Genomic DNA, 16,810 nt, shown 5'->3' with positions numbered 1-16,810 from the left:
TAAGGGGCTGTTTTCATGCCTCAGTGGCTAAAAATACACACCAAATCTTCAAAGCAAAATCACCAAACTTCCTGCAACAATTAACCCACCACCAATTAATGTTTTAGCATCTATCGGTTCCTTTAAGATCAAAAAGGCCAAGCCCATAGCAATGGCCACACTTAATTTATCAATCGGAGCAACTTTAGAAACATTTCCCGTTTCGAGTGCTTTAAAATAGAAAATCCATGATAAACCGGTTGCCAAACCCGATAAACCTAAAAAAATAAGGTTGTTTTTGCTCAATGTTTTAATTTGAGAAATTTCTCCGCTCGCCAAAACAATGCCCCAGACAATAAATAGAATAACAACTGTTCGTATAGCAGTTGCTATATTTCCATTAACGCCTTTTAGTCCAACTTTGGCTAAAATAGCCGTTGCAGCGGCAAACAGGGCAGAGAGTATTGCGTAAAATTTCCACATAATCTATTTTGCTTAATCTTTATTTATAAACATACTCATAGTAAATAAAATATTCAATTCTGTAGTTGGATGGAACACGATAATTAAAATAAATTTTGATTACCAGCTTATATATCGTAATATTGCGATATAAAATTATGGGACTCACCAAAACAGAAATCTTCACTGAAGAACAGAACCAGATGGCTGCATTATTAAAAGCGATGGCTCATCCTGCGCGGATTGCGATTCTTCAGCGTATTCTTAAATCGAATACCTGTATCTGTGGCGATTTGGTTGAGGAGCTCGGCTTAGCTCAGGCAACTATTTCTCAGCATTTAAAAGAACTTAAAAACGCGGGTATTATACAAGGTACTATAGAGGGTGTAAGTATTTGCTATTGTATAGAACCTAAAACCTGGAAATTATTACAAACACAGTTGGGCCATTTCTTTGCCTCTTATAAAGGCGAGCAAAACTGCTGTTAAAATTTTTTATTTAAATCAATCGTTAAATTGCAATATTATGATTAATACATCTTCAACCGTATGGAGCAGCTTTAAGGCTGAGCTTCAGCAACATCCAGAATTGGTGTTACAGTTTCAATATGCTCCGGGCAAATGGGTAAACGCTAATTATCACATTACCGAAATTAAACAGGCGCCGATTGTTTCGGTAGATTGTGGAGGGGTGATGAATGCCTGGACAGAGATTATCCTGCAGTTATGGGAACCTACCGAACAAGAAGCGGGTAGGGCCATGCAGGTGAAAAAAGCACTATCCATTATCAATCTGGTAGAAAGCAAACTCCCTTTAAATCCCAATGGAATTGTGAAAATTGAATTCGGTAATTCAGTGTTTGATACGAGGCAGATGTTTCCAGGTGAATTTAAAATTGACGGGGAGAACCTGATTTTGGATCTAACACCCGATGCTACCCAATGTAAAGCGATTAACCGTGGCGGAAGCTGTGGCACTACCGAAACAGGTGAAGAATGTTGTGCACCTGCCCAGCCCGAAAAAACAAAAGTAAAACTGGTTAATCTGGCAGTTGGACAGAATAGTTGTAGCCCTGAAAGTGGCTGTTGTTAATCATTTAAAAATTATAAAAATGAAAAATGTATTGGTGTTATGCACCGGAAATAGTTGCAGAAGTCAACTGGCAGAAGGTTATTTGAAACATTTCGCCCAAAACAAGGCCAAAATTTACAGTGCTGGTATCGAAGTTCATGGCGTTAATCCAAGGGCGATAAAAGTAATGGCAGAAGATGGAATCGATATTTCAGGTCAAACCTCTAACCATATCGAGGAGTATTTCGATGTACCTTTCGATTATGTGATTACCGTTTGCGACCACGCGAAAGAAAGTTGCCCATATTTTCCAACGCAGGCTATAAAACTGCACCATAGCTTTCCAGATCCTGCAAAAGCTGTGGGTACCGATGAGGAAATCATGGCCGAATTTAGAAATACAAGAGATCTGGTGAAGATTTACATGGAAGATTTTGTGAACAAAAACTTAAAAGGTTAATATGTCAGCAAATGTTTGTGCACCGGCAGCTCAAAGAAAACATCTAAGCTTTTTAGATCGTTATTTAACGCTGTGGATTTTCTTGGCCATGTTATTTGGTATTGGATTGGGCTTTTTGTTCCCTTCATCAGCGGTATTAATCAATTCATTTTCGAGCGGGAGTACAAACATTCCTCTGGCCATCGGATTGATCCTGATGATGTATCCGCCTTTAGCAAAAGTTAAATACCAGAATTTAGGCGAAGTATTTAAAAATGTAAAAATATTAAGTACTTCGCTCGTTTTAAACTGGATCATCGGTCCAATCCTGATGTTTTTCCTGGCTATTGCATTTTTACATGATTATCCTGAATATATGGTCGGCTTAATTATGATCGGCCTCGCCAGGTGTATTGCCATGGTGGTGGTATGGAATGAGCTTGCCAATGGAAACCGAGAATATACTGCTGGTTTAATTGCCCTGAACAGTATTTTTCAGGTATTGCTTTACAGTGTATTCGCCTATTTTTTTATCACGGTTTTACCACCCGTTTTTGGTTTAAAAGGCCTTTCTGTATCTATTTCCATTGCAGAAATTGCAAAAAGCGTAGGGATTTATCTGGGAATTCCGTTTGTACTCGGTATTTTAAGTCAAAAAGTACTGATCAAGTGGAAAGGCGAAGAGTGGTTTCATTCCACTTTTGTACCGATGATTTCTCCTATAACCTTAATTGCTTTGTTGTTTACCATTGTAGTAATGTTCAGTTTGAAAGGAGAATTAATGGTACAGATTCCGATGGACGTATTGCGAATTGCATTACCCTTGGTGATTTATTTCGTGATCATGTTTGTGATCAGTTTTTTTGCGGGCAGATATTTCGGTGCAGATTATGGTAAAAGTACCGCTATTGCGTTTACAGCAACTGGTAATAACTTCGAATTGGCTATTGCTGTGGCTATAGGTGTATTCGGTATCCATTCAGGGCAGGCATTCGCTGGTGTAATCGGTCCATTGGTTGAAGTGCCAGCATTAATTGCACTGGTTAACCTGGCGCAATGGTTTAGAAGTAGATATTTTAAAGTGTAGATCAGTAGAAAAGTCGTCATTGCGAGGCACGAAGCAATCTTAAAGCACACGCTGGTAGCGATCGTTGTAAGATTGCTTCGTCGGCTGAAAAAGCCTTCTCGCAATGATGACCATCTTGGATACTATGCGCCTACCTCATCAAAATTGGTGGCAGTTGCCAGATATTTCCAATTGGCCATATCCCTTTGTACATCCGCAATTTTTCCATCCGCCACCTGATAAGCATCAGGGCCTAAGAATAAATGAAGCGGTGGGTTTTCACTTTTCGAAGCTTCAATAATCACCTCAACTGCTTTGGCCGGATCGCCTGGCTGTTGGTTATTGATGTCGTTTTGGTGCACTGCTTGCGAGTCGCGTACTTCTTTATAAGCATCAATTGGGTTACTCGGTACCGCCAATGAACCTTCTGTAAGAAATGCTGTCCTAAAATAACCTGGTTCTACAACAGTTGCTTTGATTCCCATCGATTTTACTTCAGCCGCCAATGATTCGGTAAAGCCAACCACCGCAAATTTAGTAGCGCAATAAATTCCGAAACCAGGGAAGTTGCCTGAAAAGCCACCGATTGAAGAAATATTGAAAATGTGCCCTGATTGTTGTTTCCGTAATTGAGGAAGTACCTTTCTGATTACATTTAATGAACCAAAAACGTTCACATCGAAATTTTGACGAGATTCTTTATCGCTTAATTCTTCTAAAGCACCCAGCATGCCATAACCAGCATTGTTTACCACAACATCTAACTGACCAAATTTGCTGATCGTTTGACTAACTGCTGCTTCTACGCTGCTTTCATCGATCAGATCAACCGCTAGCGGTAAAAAGTTTTTGTGTTCGCCAACTGCGTTTATTAAATCGTTTAGGTTTCTTGAAGTTGCAGCAACGTTAACACCGTTGTTTAATAATGTTTTTACTAATGTTAGTCCCAGGCCTTTTGATGCACCTGTTACAAACCATACTTTTTGATTTTCCATGATGTTTTTGTCTATTGAATTAATTTTCGTCGAAATCTGTTGAAATCGTAATGGCTTTCCAGTCTCTAAATTCCTTCTGTAGCGATTCTAACTTGTTGTTTGCTCTTTGAAAAGCGTCGTTCCCTAAAAGTAAATGAAGGGGTGGATTGGGCATACTTGCCAGTGAGATCATAGCAGCAGCAGCTTTCTCGGGGTCGCCTATCTGCTGACCGTCCATTTTTAGGTATTTGCTGTGTATTGCCCGTACTTCTTCGTATTCAGCAATTGGATTGGCTGCCAAAATCAATGAGTCAGGGGTTAAGAAACTGGTTCTGAATGCGCCAGGAGCCACAACAGTTACTTTTATGCCAAATTCTTTTAGGTCTTCTGCCGATACTTCAGATAATGCTATCACAGCTGATTTTGCCGCTGCATATACTGCCCAGCCAGTTGCGCCTGCAATACCTGCAATTGATGCAATGTTGATGATATGCCCCGCTCGTTGTGCCCTTAAATAAGGTGAAGCTTTTCTGATGACATTCAATGTTCCGAAAACGTTAACATCAAAACTGTTGCGGGTTTCTACATCGCTAAGTTCTTCGATACTGCCTCCAATTCCGTAACCTGCATTATTGATGACTACATCGATTCTTTCGAATTTAGTTATAGTCGTCTTTATCGCATCCTCGACGCTTTGTTCGTCGGCCAGATTAACGGCCAGTGGAAGGAATTTTACGCTATCATTATTTACTGCTTTTTTAAGTTCATTGATATTTCTTGATGTGGCCGCAACATATTGGCCAGCATTTAATAACTGATGAACTAAACTTAATCCTAAGCCCTTTGAAGCTCCGGTAATAAACCAAACTTTTTTCTTGCCCATAGTTTTTTTCTTTTTGTTAAGACAAAATTACAGCGCAGATGAATTCGATTTATTACGTTAATCAAACTGATGATTACGAAATTCAAACAATTCGGTAAGAAGTAGGGGTGTGGTTGGTCAGTTTTTTAAAAAAGTTATTAAAATGAGTAGGCTCTTCAAAACCGAGGCAATAACCTATTTCTGATATATTCCAGTCGGTATGCTTGAGTAAAGCTTTAGCTTCGCTTAATAAACGCTCAGTAATATAATGTGTAGTGGTTTTGCCAGTGGTTTCTTTAATTGCACGGTTTAAGTGGTTTACATGCACCGAAAGTTGCGCAGCATAATCTTTTGCTGAGCGCATGGTAAACCTTTGGGTAGTGGTTTCGATTGGGAACTGCCGCTCCAGTAATTCTGTAAAAACAGAAGTAATCCTGGTATTGGCATCAGTATGTTTGAATAAATTTTCTGATGGCTCTGTTTTTAGTGCAAAATGTGTGATTTCTGTAATGTAATTGCGGAGCAGATCGTATTTATAGATGTAGTCGGTATTAATTTCCTCAAACATTTTTGAAAAAATAGCTTCTATTTGCTTATCCTGTTGTTCATTCAAAATGTATGCGGGTTTTCCTCCATGGGTAAACATTGGCAAATCGCTAATGTTTCCGCGGATCTTTCCGGTAAAAAAAGCTTCTGTAAAAATACAGAAATAACCCGTCACCTCACTTTGTTTGCCGCTAGCCAGTTCCCAGGTATAAGGTACAAGCGGATTGAAAAAGATTAAAGCTGTACCGTTAATCTCAATGCTCTTGTCTGCATAGTGGTAAACGTTATGGCCGCGGGTAAGGCAGATTTTGTAATAATCTCTGCGGTTATAACTCATTGGTTTATGATCATCCCTTAAACAATCTTCCAGTTTAAAAACGTTAAAATGGCCTACACCATTCTGCAGGTTATCTGGCAAGAACTTGAATTTGTTCTGGTAAAAATCTTCAATTGTTTCTGGTTTGTTCATGAATCAAAGTTACAAAATTCAAACGTAAATTAAATTACTGTAATTAAAAGGAGATTTCGATGATAAAAATATTTGTATTAAATATACCGATTGGTATATATTTGTATCGTCAATTTAAAAGAACATGACCAAGGCAGAAAAAACGAGAAATTTCATTGTAGAGAAAACCGCACCCATTTTTAATATGAAAGGTTATACGGGTACCTCTTTAAATGATATTACTGCTGCTACGGGTTTAACCAAAGGGAGTATTTACGGCAACTTCACCAATAAAGATGAAGTGGCACTGGCGGCTTTTGATTATAACCTGAAAAATGTTTCATCGAGGATAGATGCTGAAATGAACAAACAAGTCAGCGTAAAGGATAAGCTTTTTGTGTACATCAATATTTACCAAAAATTTATCGACGGTACGGTAGCAGAAGGAGGTTGCCCTGTTTTAAATACTGCAGTTGATGCTGATGACACCCATCCGGAATTGCGGGAAAAAGTTTTGAAAGCAGTTTTAGGCTGGAAAAATAAAATTGCTAAACTGGTTGAAACAGGTATTTCTGCCAAAGAAATCAATACAGAACACAATCCAGAACAGGTTGCACTAACTATTATTGCCATAATAGAGGGTGCAATTATGATTTCGAGGCTTACTGCAAAACCTGCACACTGGAATTTGATTATGGATTCGTTAAAAAAATATATCAATAGTCTCGGCTAAAAAATTTTAAACAAAAATATACCGATTGGTATTTTATTATGGAAAGAACCAGAACAATAAGTTGGGAAGACCCTATTAAAGGAGCAAAGGAAGCCATGCAAATGGATGGTATCGATTATCTGAAGGCCATGAGCGATCATAAATTTCCTTTGCCACCATTGTTGCATACTTTAGATTTTAGTGTAAGTATAATCGAAAAGGGTAATGTAGTTTTCGAATTCATCCCTCAGGAATTTCATTACAATCCGATCGGTACCGTACATGGCGGAGTAATCACAGCTATTTTAGATTCAGCTATGGGCTGTTCTGTGCACTCACTATTACAAGCGGGAAAAGGATATACCACTTTAGAGCTTAAGGTAAATTTCCTGAAAGCCGTTACCATTCAAACTGGGAAATTAAAAACTATTGGTAAAGTGATCAATCTTGGAGGCCGTACAGCCTTAGTGGAAGCACAATTACTTGATGAAAATAATACCGTTTATGCTCACGCGGTGAGCACCTGTTTAATCTTAAAATTTTAAAAAATATAAAATGAAAACTTCACAAAATACCGTTTTATTGATTGGCGGAACAGCTGGTATCGGTTTAGAAATTGCAAAACAATTAACCGCTTTGGATAACCATGTAATTATTACTGGCAGAAACCAGGAAAGGCTGGATGCAGCTGCTGCATCATTACAAAATGTAACCACTATTCTTTCTGATGTGAGCAAAGCTGACGATGTAGATCAATTGGTCAGTCGCATCAAAGCCGAATTTCCTCAATTGAACATCGTGATCAATAACGCCGGGAGAGCATTACTCTACAACTTGGCCGATCCAAACCAGGATGCTTTTGCTTACGCAGAGGATGAAATGTTAACCAATTACCTGTCTATCATCAGAATTAACCAAAAGCTATTACCTGTACTAAAACAGCAGGAAGCCTCAGCTATCGTAAACGTTTCCTCTATTGTTGCTTATGTACCTGGGATTACTTTACCAACTTATGCGGCCAGTAAAGCAGCATTACATTCTTACAGCACTTCGTTAAGGTTAAGTTTAGAAGAAACAACGGTTAAAGTTTTTGAATTGATGCCGCCATTAGTTGATACTGAGTTTTCGAAAGAAATTGGTGGACATAACGGGATTAAACCTTCGGTTGTGGCCGATGAGCTCTTAGCTGCTCTAACTAATGATGAATTTGAAATCAGGGTGGGCGATACGGCAAAGATTTACGAATTGTTCAGACAGTCGCCGGTTGATGCTTTAAATGCAATGAATGCAAATAGAAAGGCCTGGATTGATTCTGTTGAGCATTAAAATGATATAACAGGAAAGCAAAAGAAATTGTTGTTTCCATTTAGATGATGGTTTTCAATATAGGAATTGTTACTTTCGCGGCGTTAAGTGTAAATCCTGGGTTTACATCAACCTTAATGAAACGATAGGACCTTTGTAGCTGTTCCTGCTATATTAAAATGCCTTTTGGATAATTAACAGTTGATTTTTATCCAGGGGGATTGACTAAAAAACAATAAAATGAAAAGAGTAGTAGTAACAGGTTTAGGTGCAATAACACCACTGGGTAATACTGTTGAGCATTTTTGGCAACAGATATTAGCTGGAAAAAGTGGTATTGGTCTCATTACAAAATTTGATTCGAGTAAATTTAAAACTCATTTTGCAGGCGAAGTAAAGGATTTTAATCCTGAAGCATATCTTGATAAAAAAGAAATTAAAAAGTTTGATCTGTTTACCCAATACGCCATTGGTTCAAGCGATCAGGCGATAAAAGATTCGGGCTTGGATTTTAGCACTATGAGCGATAATGAATTGGCTGAAGTTGGTGTAATCTGGGCAACAGGGAACGGTGGTATCGGTACTTTCGAAGCGCAACTGGAAGAATTTCATGCAGGTGATGGTACACCTAGGTTTAGTCCGTTTTTTATCCCGAAAATGATTGTTGATATCGCCGCAGGGGCCATTTCGATCCGCCATAAATTACGTGGCCCGAATTATTGTACTGTATCAGCTTGTGCATCGTCTAATACTGCCATTATTAATGCTTTTGATACCATTCGTTTAGGCAAAGCAAGTATAATGATTGCTGGTGGTTCTGAAGCAGCGCTCACCAAATCATCTGTAGGCGGCTTTAATGCGGCTCAGGCTTTATCAAAAAACAATGATGATCCTCAGGGTGCTTCTAAGCCTTTTGATGCTGACAGAGATGGTTTTGTGATGAGCGAGGGTGCAGGTGCATTGGTTTTAGAAGATTTGGGGCATGCTTTAGCGCGCGGTGCACATATTTATGCCGAGATTATTGGCGGTGGGATGGCAGCTGACGCATATCACCTAACCGGAACGCCTCCTGATGGGGTTGGTGCAGCTTTAGGGATGACAAAAGCATTAAAAGATGCAGGGGTTACTGCGGATAAAATCGATTATATTAACGCACACGCCACTTCGACTGGATTGGGTGATTTAAGTGAGTTACAGGCAATTAATACTGTTTTTAAAGGCTTGCCAGTGATAATTGGTGCAACAAAATCTATGACAGGTCATTTATTGGGTGCTGCTGGTGCTGTTGAGAGTTTAATCAGTATTTTATCAATCAGGGATAATATAATTCCACCTACCATTAACACTAAAAATCTGGACGAAAACATTCCAAAAGGATTAAATTTTGTGTTAGGAGAAAGTATTAAAAAAGAGATCAATTATGTTTTAAACAACACGTTTGGTTTTGGTGGGCATACCGCGAGTACTATTTTTAAAAAGTATGAGGCTTAATTAGGTTTTACCGGCCGTATTGGATAGTGCTTGGTTAATCGCCAGGCACTTTTTTTGTTTTAGCATGCTTGTGATGGGCGTTATCTGATTGATTGAGAATCGTAATGCAATAAGCTTTAAGATTCCCACCTGCTTGAGAATGGCGACCGCCTGAAAAGCTACACCAGTAACCACGATCCCTATAACTGGTCTTGGCGTCTCGCTAAGATCCTAATATTTTTTTGCCACGGAGACACAGAAGCACAGAAGATTTAATTTGTAAAGAGCTTCGGCTAAGCTCAGACTGACAATTGCTTTGAATTATGCTGATGGGTTGAAACAAATAAACCTATTTATCCATCAATAAATTAACCAGTTCTTTTAATTCTTCAATTTCCAGTTCTAGCTTCTCTATTCTGTTTTCCAGTTCGCTAGGATCAAATTGGGGTGTACTCATCGTTTCGGTTTCAGGTTCTGAAGTGGTTTCGGCCTGTTCGCCTAAAAGATGAACAAAACGAGCTTCCTTCTGACCAGCTTTCTTTGCCAGCTGTTTTACAAAGGCAGGCTCTTCATCTGATAATTTTTGAAGCTGCTCCAAAACCTCTTCTATACTTTCAAACTCATATAGTCTTCCCGAGTTACTATTAATTTCGCCGGGTGTTAACGGTCCGCGTAAAAGTAAAAGACAGATAATAGCTAACTCTGAAGGCAATAAAGGATAAACAATAGCCAGATTATGTTTGTATTTAGTTGCGCGGCTTGATCCGCCTGTAGCAGTTGAAATTAAACCTTTTATTTTAAGTTGGTTTAGCGTTAAAGTTATGGTTTCCTCGTTGTAATTTACTACAGGATTTCTCGAACTTTTTTGGTTACATGCAGCCGTTAAACTATTTAAAGTCATTGGGTAATAATCGGGCGTAGTGCGGCTTTTTTCTATTAATGCGCCTAAAACACGTTGTTCTTCTGCTGATAGATCGGGTAGTGGTTTTGCGTTATCCATGTTATAAAAGTATAAATTGGTTGAGCATTTTGAAAATTATTTTGTTAATGGTTTGTTTATAGGGAGTTACACGAAAACATTGCTCCATAGAAAAGATCTGATTTCCGAATTGCTGCAATAAAATTGTCATTCTGTCCAAAGGACTCCAACGGAGAGCTTGTCGAATGGAGCTCTTTTAAATATCTAAAAGACGTTCCATATGCTCAACATGACAAAATCGATATGAATTACGACACGTGATACTACCTCTTTTATAACATAGCTGAGGATTCTGAAACAAGTTCAGGATAGAGCGGACCACAAGAAAAATTAAACCTTCGTAATCACAAACGACGTTCTGCGGTTATTTTTTCTTCCTATTTCAGTTTTATTATCGGCAATAGGTTTGCTAGCTCCAAAACCTTTAAAAGTAAGCCTTTTTGCATCTATACTGTTTTTAACCAGATATTCATAAACGGCATTGGCCCGATTGAAAGATAACTTTTCATTCAATTTGTCATCGCCAACATTATCGGTATGCCCCTGAATCTCAATCTGTATATTTTCATTTTGATGCAAAAAATCGATTAGCAGATCCAGTTCACGGATAGAGGCAGGTAAAAGATTAAACTTATTGGTATCGAAGAAAATATTTCTCAGGGTTACATTGCCACCTTGCTTTATTTTTTCGATGTAAACTTCAATCTGGTAAGGTTTATTAATATCTCCCGCTTTGAGCTCGAAGTTTTCAGAGTAAAACAGGTAACCTTCGGCATTTACGTTAAATAAATAATTACTTCCAACAGGCATTACCGCTAAAAACTGGCCGGTTTCTGGATCGGTATAATCATCAAAAACAGTTTTATTGGTTTTCAAATCTATTACCTGTACGTTGCTTTCGATTGTCCTTTTGGTGTCTTTATCCTTTACGATGCCCTTTACATAAGAAACTTTTGATGGTTTTGCTGATTCGGGTATACCAAAACTGTAAATATCCTGCATGCCATAACCACCTTTTAAATTTGATGAAAATAATCCTGAATTGCCATCAGCACTTACTACTAAACCGCTTTCGTCTTCAAAAGAGTTAATGGGATAGCCAATATTGATTGGTTTTTGCCATTTGCCATCATTTCCCTGTCTGCTGTAATAAATATCTTTATTCCCAAAACCTGGCCAACCATTAGAAGAAAAATACAGTGTTTTGCCATCTGCATGCAAAAAAGGCGTATTCTCGTCAAAAGCGGTATTTATATCTGGCCCCAGATTAATGGCAGGTCCCCATTTAGCATCATCAGTAATGGTGCTTTTCCATATATCGTAACCACCTGATCCGCCAGGTCTGTTACTGATAAAATATAATGTCCGTCCATCGGGGCTTATTGCGGGTTGCGATTCCCAGAATTCTGAATTAACGGGCTCTCCAATATTATAGGGCTCACCCCAATCTTTTCCTTCCCGGTGAGAAACATAAATATCGCATCTGCCCAAACCATCAGGGCGGTTGCATCCAGTAAAAAATAGGTACTTACCGTCAGGAGAAATGGTTTGCGCACCCTCATTAAACCTGGCGGTGTTTATCTTGCTTGATAACGGCGTGGCAAGACCCCACACATTGTTTTTTAACTGGGCCGACCAAAAGTCTTCATTGCCATTTACTTGACGGGTAAAAACCAAAGTTTCTCCATCAGCAGTTATTGCAGGAAAGTACTCAGCATCTGTTGTATTTACGCCTTCGCCTAAATTTGTTGGACTATATTTTACAGGTTTACTTATTGCAATGGCAGCAAAATCGCAATCTAAAAGGTATTTTTTAGCTCTTCTTGCTTGATCAGATGAAGAATCTTGTATCAAAAAATCACTAAAATGCTGTTTTGCTTTTAAATAATCCTGTGTAGCAAATTCTGTTTCTCCGAGACTATAAATTGCTTCAGGAGCTAGCACTTTATTAATTAATATTGCTTTCTCGTAAGCTGTTCTGGCATCCTGATATTTCTTTTGCGCTTTGTAGACACCAGCAAGCAGTATATAAGCATTTTGAAATAATGGATCGGCTTCAACAGCACTTTTTAAAGCCTGTTCTGCTGAGGTATAGTCTTGCTTTTGAATGAATGGATTTGCTTTTTCGAAAAAGTTTTGTGCTTTTTTATTGTTCGAACCCTGAGCAAACACATAAAAACTGAATAAACTAAAAAATAAGAATAGGAAAAACCTCATACATTAACATTTGGTTATCAAAGCTAATGTAAACTAATTTAAGGAATATTTAAAAATTTGTGTGTTTGCAAAGAAATCTCCCATTTAGGGTTAGCCATTACATACTCAATAATTAATGGTGTAATTTCTTTTGACTTAGACCATTCTGGTTGAAGATATAGTTTACAGGTTGGAGATACCATTGCGGCATATTCTTCAGCCCATTTAAAATCACTTTTGTTAAAAACTATAACCTTTAATTCGTGTGCAAATGGCGTAATATCTGGCCTGGGTGCTTTAAATTTCTTTGGCGACAGACAGATCCAGTCCCAATTTCCAGAAAGTGGATAGGCACCAGAGGTTTCGATAAAGGTAAGGATACCTCTTTCTTTTAACTTATTAGTTAAATAATCCAGATTATAAATCAAGGGTTCACCACCAGTAATTACAACAGCCCTACCTGGAAATTTATCGGCATTTTCTACAATGACATCAGAAGGGGTAAGTGGATGCATTTCTGCATCCCAACTTTCTTTAACATCGCACCAATGGCAGCCTACATCGCAGCCCCCTAAACGGATGAAATATGCTGCTTTACCAGTATTAAATCCTTCGCCCTGTATAGTGTAAAATTCTTCCATTAAAGGAAGTAATGTGCCGTCTTCTGGTATTTCTTGTTTCATTTTTGAGGATGCAAATATCCTAAAAAAATATGGTGATGCTGTTCCTCTTTTGAAATTTAATAGAAAGATGAAATAAGAGTGATATTTATTTGCTGTATTTTAGCAGAATGAAGTGGTTTAAGGCACTAAATAATAATCAAATCCCTCGCCCTGATACGATTAAAACGATTGAAGTGGCAGGAAAACAGCTCTGTCTGATCAATAATGATAATAAAATTACCGCAACTCAATCGCATTGTCCGCATGCTGGTGGCCATTTTAGTGGTGGCTGGTGTAAAAACGGGAATCTGGTTTGCCCAATCCATCGATATGAATACAGTTTAACTACTGGAAGGGGCGCAGAAGGGCAGGGCGATTACATCAACATTTACCCAACTGAATTACGTGAAGATGGCCTGTACATTGGTTTTGAAGAAAGTTGGTGGAGTAAATTGTGGAGTTGATTTTTAACCAAAGATAAAAAGGATAAACACTGATGTGTTTAGGTTTACTAATTCATTCGTTCATTGGCAAAGCAAATTGCCCATTGTAAGCGGGGTATATGCTCGCCACCAACGGCCTTTCCTTTAAATAAAAAAAGCGATCCAAAAATGAACCGCTTTTTCTGCTTAGTCTTATAACTTTAGGCTTAAGAATATATCTCTTTCCTAGCCGATGCCAATGTATTTTTCAATAAACCTACAATAGTCATTAAACCCACACCACCAGGAACAGGCGTAATATAAGAAGCCTTAGGTGCTACCTTTTCGAAATCTACATCACCATATAACTTAAAGCCTGATTTGGTTTCAGCAGAAGTTTCGCGGTTAATACCTACATCAATAATAATGGCCCCAGGTTTTACCATGTCAGCCGTAACAAAATTCTTTTTACCAATGGCTGCAATCACAATATCAGCTTGGAGAACCTGTTCTTTTAAATCTTTGGTACGCGAATGGGTAAGTGTAACGGTACAATTACCTGGATTTGCATTACGGGCCATTAAAATACTCATTGGGCTGCCCACGATGTTACTACGACCAACAACAACACAGTGCATTCCTGTAGTGTCTATACCGTACTCCTGTAACATTAATAAAATACCATAGGGCGTTGCAGGGATAAAGCAAGGTAGGTTACGCATCATCCTGCCTAAATTTACCGGGTGGAAACCATCTACATCTTTACGATAATCGATTTTTTCGGTTACTTTCTCCGGATCAATGTGTTTAGGCAGGGGTAATTGAACAATTAATCCATCCACATCACCATCCTGATTAATTTCTTCAATTTTTGCCAATAGCTCAGCTTCAGTTACAGAGTTGTCATATCTATGTAGCGATGATTTAAAACCAACTTTTTCGCAGTTTTTCATCTTACTGGCCACATAGGTTTCGCTTCCGCCATCGTTACCAACTAAAATGGCTACTAGGTGTGGCTTGCGACCTGTTTTATTCAAAAATTCGGCAGCTTCTTCTGCAATCTGAATTTTAACTTTTTCGGATACGTATTTACCGTCTAATAATTTCATTTTTCAAAGTATCAAGTAGCAAGTATTTAGTATCAAGATTTGCAAATTATCTTGCTACTTGATACTTAAATCTTGATTCTAATTTTAATCTAGTTTCAAAACCGCCATAAAGGCTGTCTGCGGGATTTCTACATTACCCACCTGACGCATACGTTTTTTACCTTTTTTCTGTTTTTCCAATAACTTACGTTTACGGGAAATATCACCACCATAACATTTAGCCGTTACATCTTTACGTAAAGCACTAAGTGTTTCGCGGGCAATAACTTTAGCACCGATTGAGGCTTGTATTTTAATCTCGAATTGTTGACGAGGGATCAGTTCTCTTAATTTCTCGCAGATTTTCTTTCCGAAATCGTAAGCATTGCTTCTATGGATCAATGAAGATAAAGCATCTACAGGCTCATCATTCAGCAACATATCTAAACGCACTAAATCCGATTTACGGTAACCTGTTTGGTGATAATCGAAAGAGGCATAACCTTTAGAAATTGTTTTCAGTTTATCATAAAAATCGAATACAATTTCGCCCATTGGCATTTCGAAAACCAGTTCAACACGGTCTGAAGTTAGATAGGATTGGTTTACAATAATACCACGTTTCTGGATACAGAGCGACATTACCGGGCCAACAAATTCAGCTTTGGTAATAATATTCGCTTTGATATAAGGTTCTTCAACCGAATCCAATTTACTGGGATCTGGTAAATCTGAAGGATTGTTTACTGTAATCTCGTCGCCTTTGGTGGTGTATGCAATATACGATACGTTGGGAACAGTCGTAATTACGGTCATATCGAATTCGCGCTCCAAACGCTCCTGGATAATTTCCATATGCAACATCCCTAAGAAACCGCAACGGAAACCAAAGCCAAGTGCCGCAGAACTTTCTGGTTCGAAAACGATAGAAGCATCGTTCAGTTGCAACTTGTGCATCGCCTCACGTAATTCTTCAAATTCATCAGTATCTACGGGGTAAATACCTGCAAAAACCATTGGTTTAACCTCTTCAAAACCTTGAATGGCATCCAACGAAGGCCTGGCCACGGTGGTAATTGTATCTCCAACTTTTACCTCTCTGGCCTCTTTAATACCGGAAATAATATAACCTACATCGCCCGTTTTAACCACATTACGTGGCGACATATCTAGCTTCAGAATACCAACCTCATCGGCCAGATATTCTTTACCTGTGTTAATAAACTTTACTTTATCACCTTTTTTAATCTCGCCGTTTACCACTTTGTAATAAGCAATAATCCCTCTGAATGAGTTAAAAACAGAATCGAAAATCAATGCTTGCAAAGGTGCTTCCGGATCACCAACAGGAGCTGGCACACGGTCAACTATAGCCTGGATAATATCAGGAATACCCATTCCTGTTTTACCTGAAGCTGGAATAATATCTTCGCGTTTACAACCTATTAAATCAATAATCTGGTCTTTAACTTCCTCAGGCATAGCCCCAGGTAAATCCATTTTATTTAAAATCGGAATAATTTCAAGGTCGTGCTCCAAAGCCAAATATAAGTTGGAAATGGTTTGGGCCTGAATGCCTTGCGAAGCATCTACAATGAGTAATGCGCCTTCGCAGGCCGCAATAGAACGAGAAACCTCGTACGAGAAATCCACGTGCCCTGGTGTATCAATCAGGTTGAAATTGTATTCAATATCACCAACCTTATAGTTCATTTGTATGGCATGACTTTTAATCGTTATGCCTCTCTCACGCTCTAAATCCATGTTATCGAGCAATTGCGCCTGCGCTTCACGCTGCGAAATCGTCGCTGTATATTCTAATAACCTATCAGCCAGGGTACTTTTACCATGGTCAATATGTGCAATAATGCAAAAATTACGTATATGCTTCATCTTTGCGCAAAGATATGCTTTTTAATGGAAAATGTAAGGGGAAAGTATAAAGCGTATCGAGCCAATTTTTTAGTGTTTTGAAAAGCTAGAACTGTTGCTTTTCGGTTACCGCTGTCCTGCTTTGCACTTTACTCCATTGCATTTCGTGTTCGTTCCAATCAGGTTTATTTAACCAACAGCAGTAATGCTTTTGAAAGGTTTTATAGCCTGATGCTTAAAATTTACACAGATAAACA

Annotated in this window: 18 protein-coding genes; 9 read left to right on the top strand and 9 right to left on the bottom strand. The window is 38.5% G+C overall.

Going from position 1 to position 16,810, the window contains the following annotated elements:
- Nucleotides 1-48: 48 nt before the first annotated feature.
- Entirely contained in the window at nucleotides 49-462 is a 414-nt protein-coding gene (locus FHT21_RS10070; RefSeq protein WP_167294541.1) for an EamA family transporter, read from the bottom strand.
- A gap of 137 nt (nucleotides 463-599) precedes the next feature.
- On the opposite strand from FHT21_RS10070, the gene FHT21_RS10065 reads away from it, so the two are divergent.
- From FHT21_RS10065 to arsB, 4 genes are read left to right on the top strand one after another with little or no spacing between them, the layout of a single operon-like run.
- Nucleotides 600-929 carry a metalloregulator ArsR/SmtB family transcription factor gene (locus FHT21_RS10065; RefSeq protein ID WP_167294540.1) on the top strand — a complete coding sequence of 110 codons (330 nt, stop codon included), beginning with the start codon at nucleotides 600-602 and terminating at the stop codon, nucleotides 927-929.
- Between the two features lie 37 nt (nucleotides 930-966).
- Nucleotides 967-1,533, top strand: coding sequence for a DUF6428 family protein (locus FHT21_RS10060; RefSeq protein WP_167294539.1), 567 nt, complete (start codon nucleotides 967-969; stop codon nucleotides 1,531-1,533).
- A 19-nt stretch (nucleotides 1,534-1,552) separates the two neighbouring features.
- Complete coding sequence (locus tag FHT21_RS10055; protein WP_167294538.1) at nucleotides 1,553-1,972, top strand: arsenate reductase ArsC; 420 nt, start codon at nucleotides 1,553-1,555, stop codon at nucleotides 1,970-1,972.
- A gap of 1 nt (nucleotide 1,973) precedes the next feature.
- Nucleotides 1,974-3,038 carry an ACR3 family arsenite efflux transporter gene (gene arsB, locus FHT21_RS10050; RefSeq protein ID WP_167294537.1) on the top strand — a complete coding sequence of 355 codons (1,065 nt, stop codon included), beginning with the start codon at nucleotides 1,974-1,976 and terminating at the stop codon, nucleotides 3,036-3,038.
- Nucleotides 3,039-3,160: 122 nt separating this feature from the next.
- Here the strand turns inward: arsB and FHT21_RS10045 are convergent, their stop codons facing one another.
- From FHT21_RS10045 to FHT21_RS10035, 3 genes are all read right to left on the bottom strand, one after another.
- Nucleotides 3,161-4,012, bottom strand: coding sequence for an SDR family oxidoreductase (locus FHT21_RS10045; RefSeq protein WP_167294536.1), 852 nt, complete (start codon nucleotides 4,010-4,012; stop codon nucleotides 3,161-3,163).
- 19 nt (nucleotides 4,013-4,031) lie between these two features.
- The gene (locus tag FHT21_RS10040; RefSeq protein WP_167294535.1) at nucleotides 4,032-4,874 is read right to left on the bottom strand and encodes an SDR family NAD(P)-dependent oxidoreductase; all 843 of its coding nucleotides are present in this window, start codon (nucleotides 4,872-4,874) and stop codon (nucleotides 4,032-4,034) included.
- Nucleotides 4,875-4,956: 82 nt separating this feature from the next.
- Nucleotides 4,957-5,868 carry a response regulator transcription factor gene (locus tag FHT21_RS10035; protein WP_167294534.1) on the bottom strand — a complete coding sequence of 304 codons (912 nt, stop codon included), beginning with the start codon at nucleotides 5,866-5,868 and terminating at the stop codon, nucleotides 4,957-4,959.
- Between the two features lie 124 nt (nucleotides 5,869-5,992).
- On the opposite strand from FHT21_RS10035, the gene FHT21_RS10030 reads away from it, so the two are divergent.
- The 4 genes from FHT21_RS10030 to fabF all read left to right on the top strand — a co-directional run bounded on the left by FHT21_RS10030 (nucleotide 5,993) and on the right by fabF (nucleotide 9,355).
- A complete protein-coding gene (locus tag FHT21_RS10030; RefSeq protein WP_167294533.1) occupies nucleotides 5,993-6,580 on the top strand; it encodes a TetR/AcrR family transcriptional regulator in 588 nt (195 codons plus the stop codon).
- Nucleotides 6,581-6,618: 38 nt separating this feature from the next.
- The gene (locus FHT21_RS10025) at nucleotides 6,619-7,104 is read left to right on the top strand and encodes a PaaI family thioesterase (protein WP_167294532.1); all 486 of its coding nucleotides are present in this window, start codon (nucleotides 6,619-6,621) and stop codon (nucleotides 7,102-7,104) included.
- Between the two features lie 10 nt (nucleotides 7,105-7,114).
- Nucleotides 7,115-7,885, top strand: a complete 771-nt coding sequence (locus FHT21_RS10020) for an SDR family NAD(P)-dependent oxidoreductase (RefSeq protein WP_167294531.1) — start codon at nucleotides 7,115-7,117, stop codon at nucleotides 7,883-7,885.
- Nucleotides 7,886-8,104: 219 nt separating this feature from the next.
- Complete coding sequence (fabF, locus tag FHT21_RS10015; protein WP_167294530.1) at nucleotides 8,105-9,355, top strand: beta-ketoacyl-ACP synthase II; 1,251 nt, start codon at nucleotides 8,105-8,107, stop codon at nucleotides 9,353-9,355.
- Between the two features lie 328 nt (nucleotides 9,356-9,683).
- On the opposite strand, the gene FHT21_RS10010 is transcribed toward fabF, so the two are convergent.
- The 3 genes from FHT21_RS10010 to FHT21_RS10000 all read right to left on the bottom strand — a co-directional run bounded on the left by FHT21_RS10010 (nucleotide 9,684) and on the right by FHT21_RS10000 (nucleotide 13,192).
- Complete coding sequence (locus tag FHT21_RS10010) at nucleotides 9,684-10,334, bottom strand: YceH family protein (RefSeq protein ID WP_167294529.1); 651 nt, start codon at nucleotides 10,332-10,334, stop codon at nucleotides 9,684-9,686.
- A 309-nt stretch (nucleotides 10,335-10,643) separates the two neighbouring features.
- Nucleotides 10,644-12,530 carry an OmpA family protein gene (locus FHT21_RS10005; protein WP_167294528.1) on the bottom strand — a complete coding sequence of 629 codons (1,887 nt, stop codon included), beginning with the start codon at nucleotides 12,528-12,530 and terminating at the stop codon, nucleotides 10,644-10,646.
- Nucleotides 12,531-12,568: 38 nt separating this feature from the next.
- Entirely contained in the window at nucleotides 12,569-13,192 is a 624-nt protein-coding gene (locus tag FHT21_RS10000) for a 7-carboxy-7-deazaguanine synthase QueE (protein WP_167294527.1), read from the bottom strand.
- Between the two features lie 107 nt (nucleotides 13,193-13,299).
- Between FHT21_RS10000 and FHT21_RS09995 the strand changes: the two genes are divergently transcribed.
- Nucleotides 13,300-13,635, top strand: a complete 336-nt coding sequence (locus FHT21_RS09995) for a Rieske 2Fe-2S domain-containing protein (protein ID WP_167294526.1) — start codon at nucleotides 13,300-13,302, stop codon at nucleotides 13,633-13,635.
- Between the two features lie 185 nt (nucleotides 13,636-13,820).
- Here FHT21_RS09995 and FHT21_RS09990 read toward each other — a convergent pair whose 3' ends face one another.
- Both FHT21_RS09990 and lepA read right to left on the bottom strand, forming a co-directional pair.
- Nucleotides 13,821-14,702 carry a tetrahydrofolate dehydrogenase/cyclohydrolase catalytic domain-containing protein gene (locus FHT21_RS09990; protein ID WP_167294525.1) on the bottom strand — a complete coding sequence of 294 codons (882 nt, stop codon included), beginning with the start codon at nucleotides 14,700-14,702 and terminating at the stop codon, nucleotides 13,821-13,823.
- Nucleotides 14,703-14,786: 84 nt separating this feature from the next.
- On the bottom strand, nucleotides 14,787-16,574 hold the full coding sequence (gene lepA, locus FHT21_RS09985) for a translation elongation factor 4 (RefSeq protein ID WP_167294524.1): 1,788 nt from the start codon (nucleotides 16,572-16,574) through the stop codon (nucleotides 14,787-14,789).
- Nucleotides 16,575-16,810 lie beyond the last annotated feature (236 nt).

Source organism: Pedobacter sp. SG908 (assembly GCF_011759615.1).
Taxonomy (GTDB): domain Bacteria; phylum Bacteroidota; class Bacteroidia; order Sphingobacteriales; family Sphingobacteriaceae; genus Pedobacter; species Pedobacter riviphilus.
The sequence above is the reverse complement of the archived record's forward strand: the minus strand, read 5'-3'. Positions and strand labels throughout refer to the sequence as shown.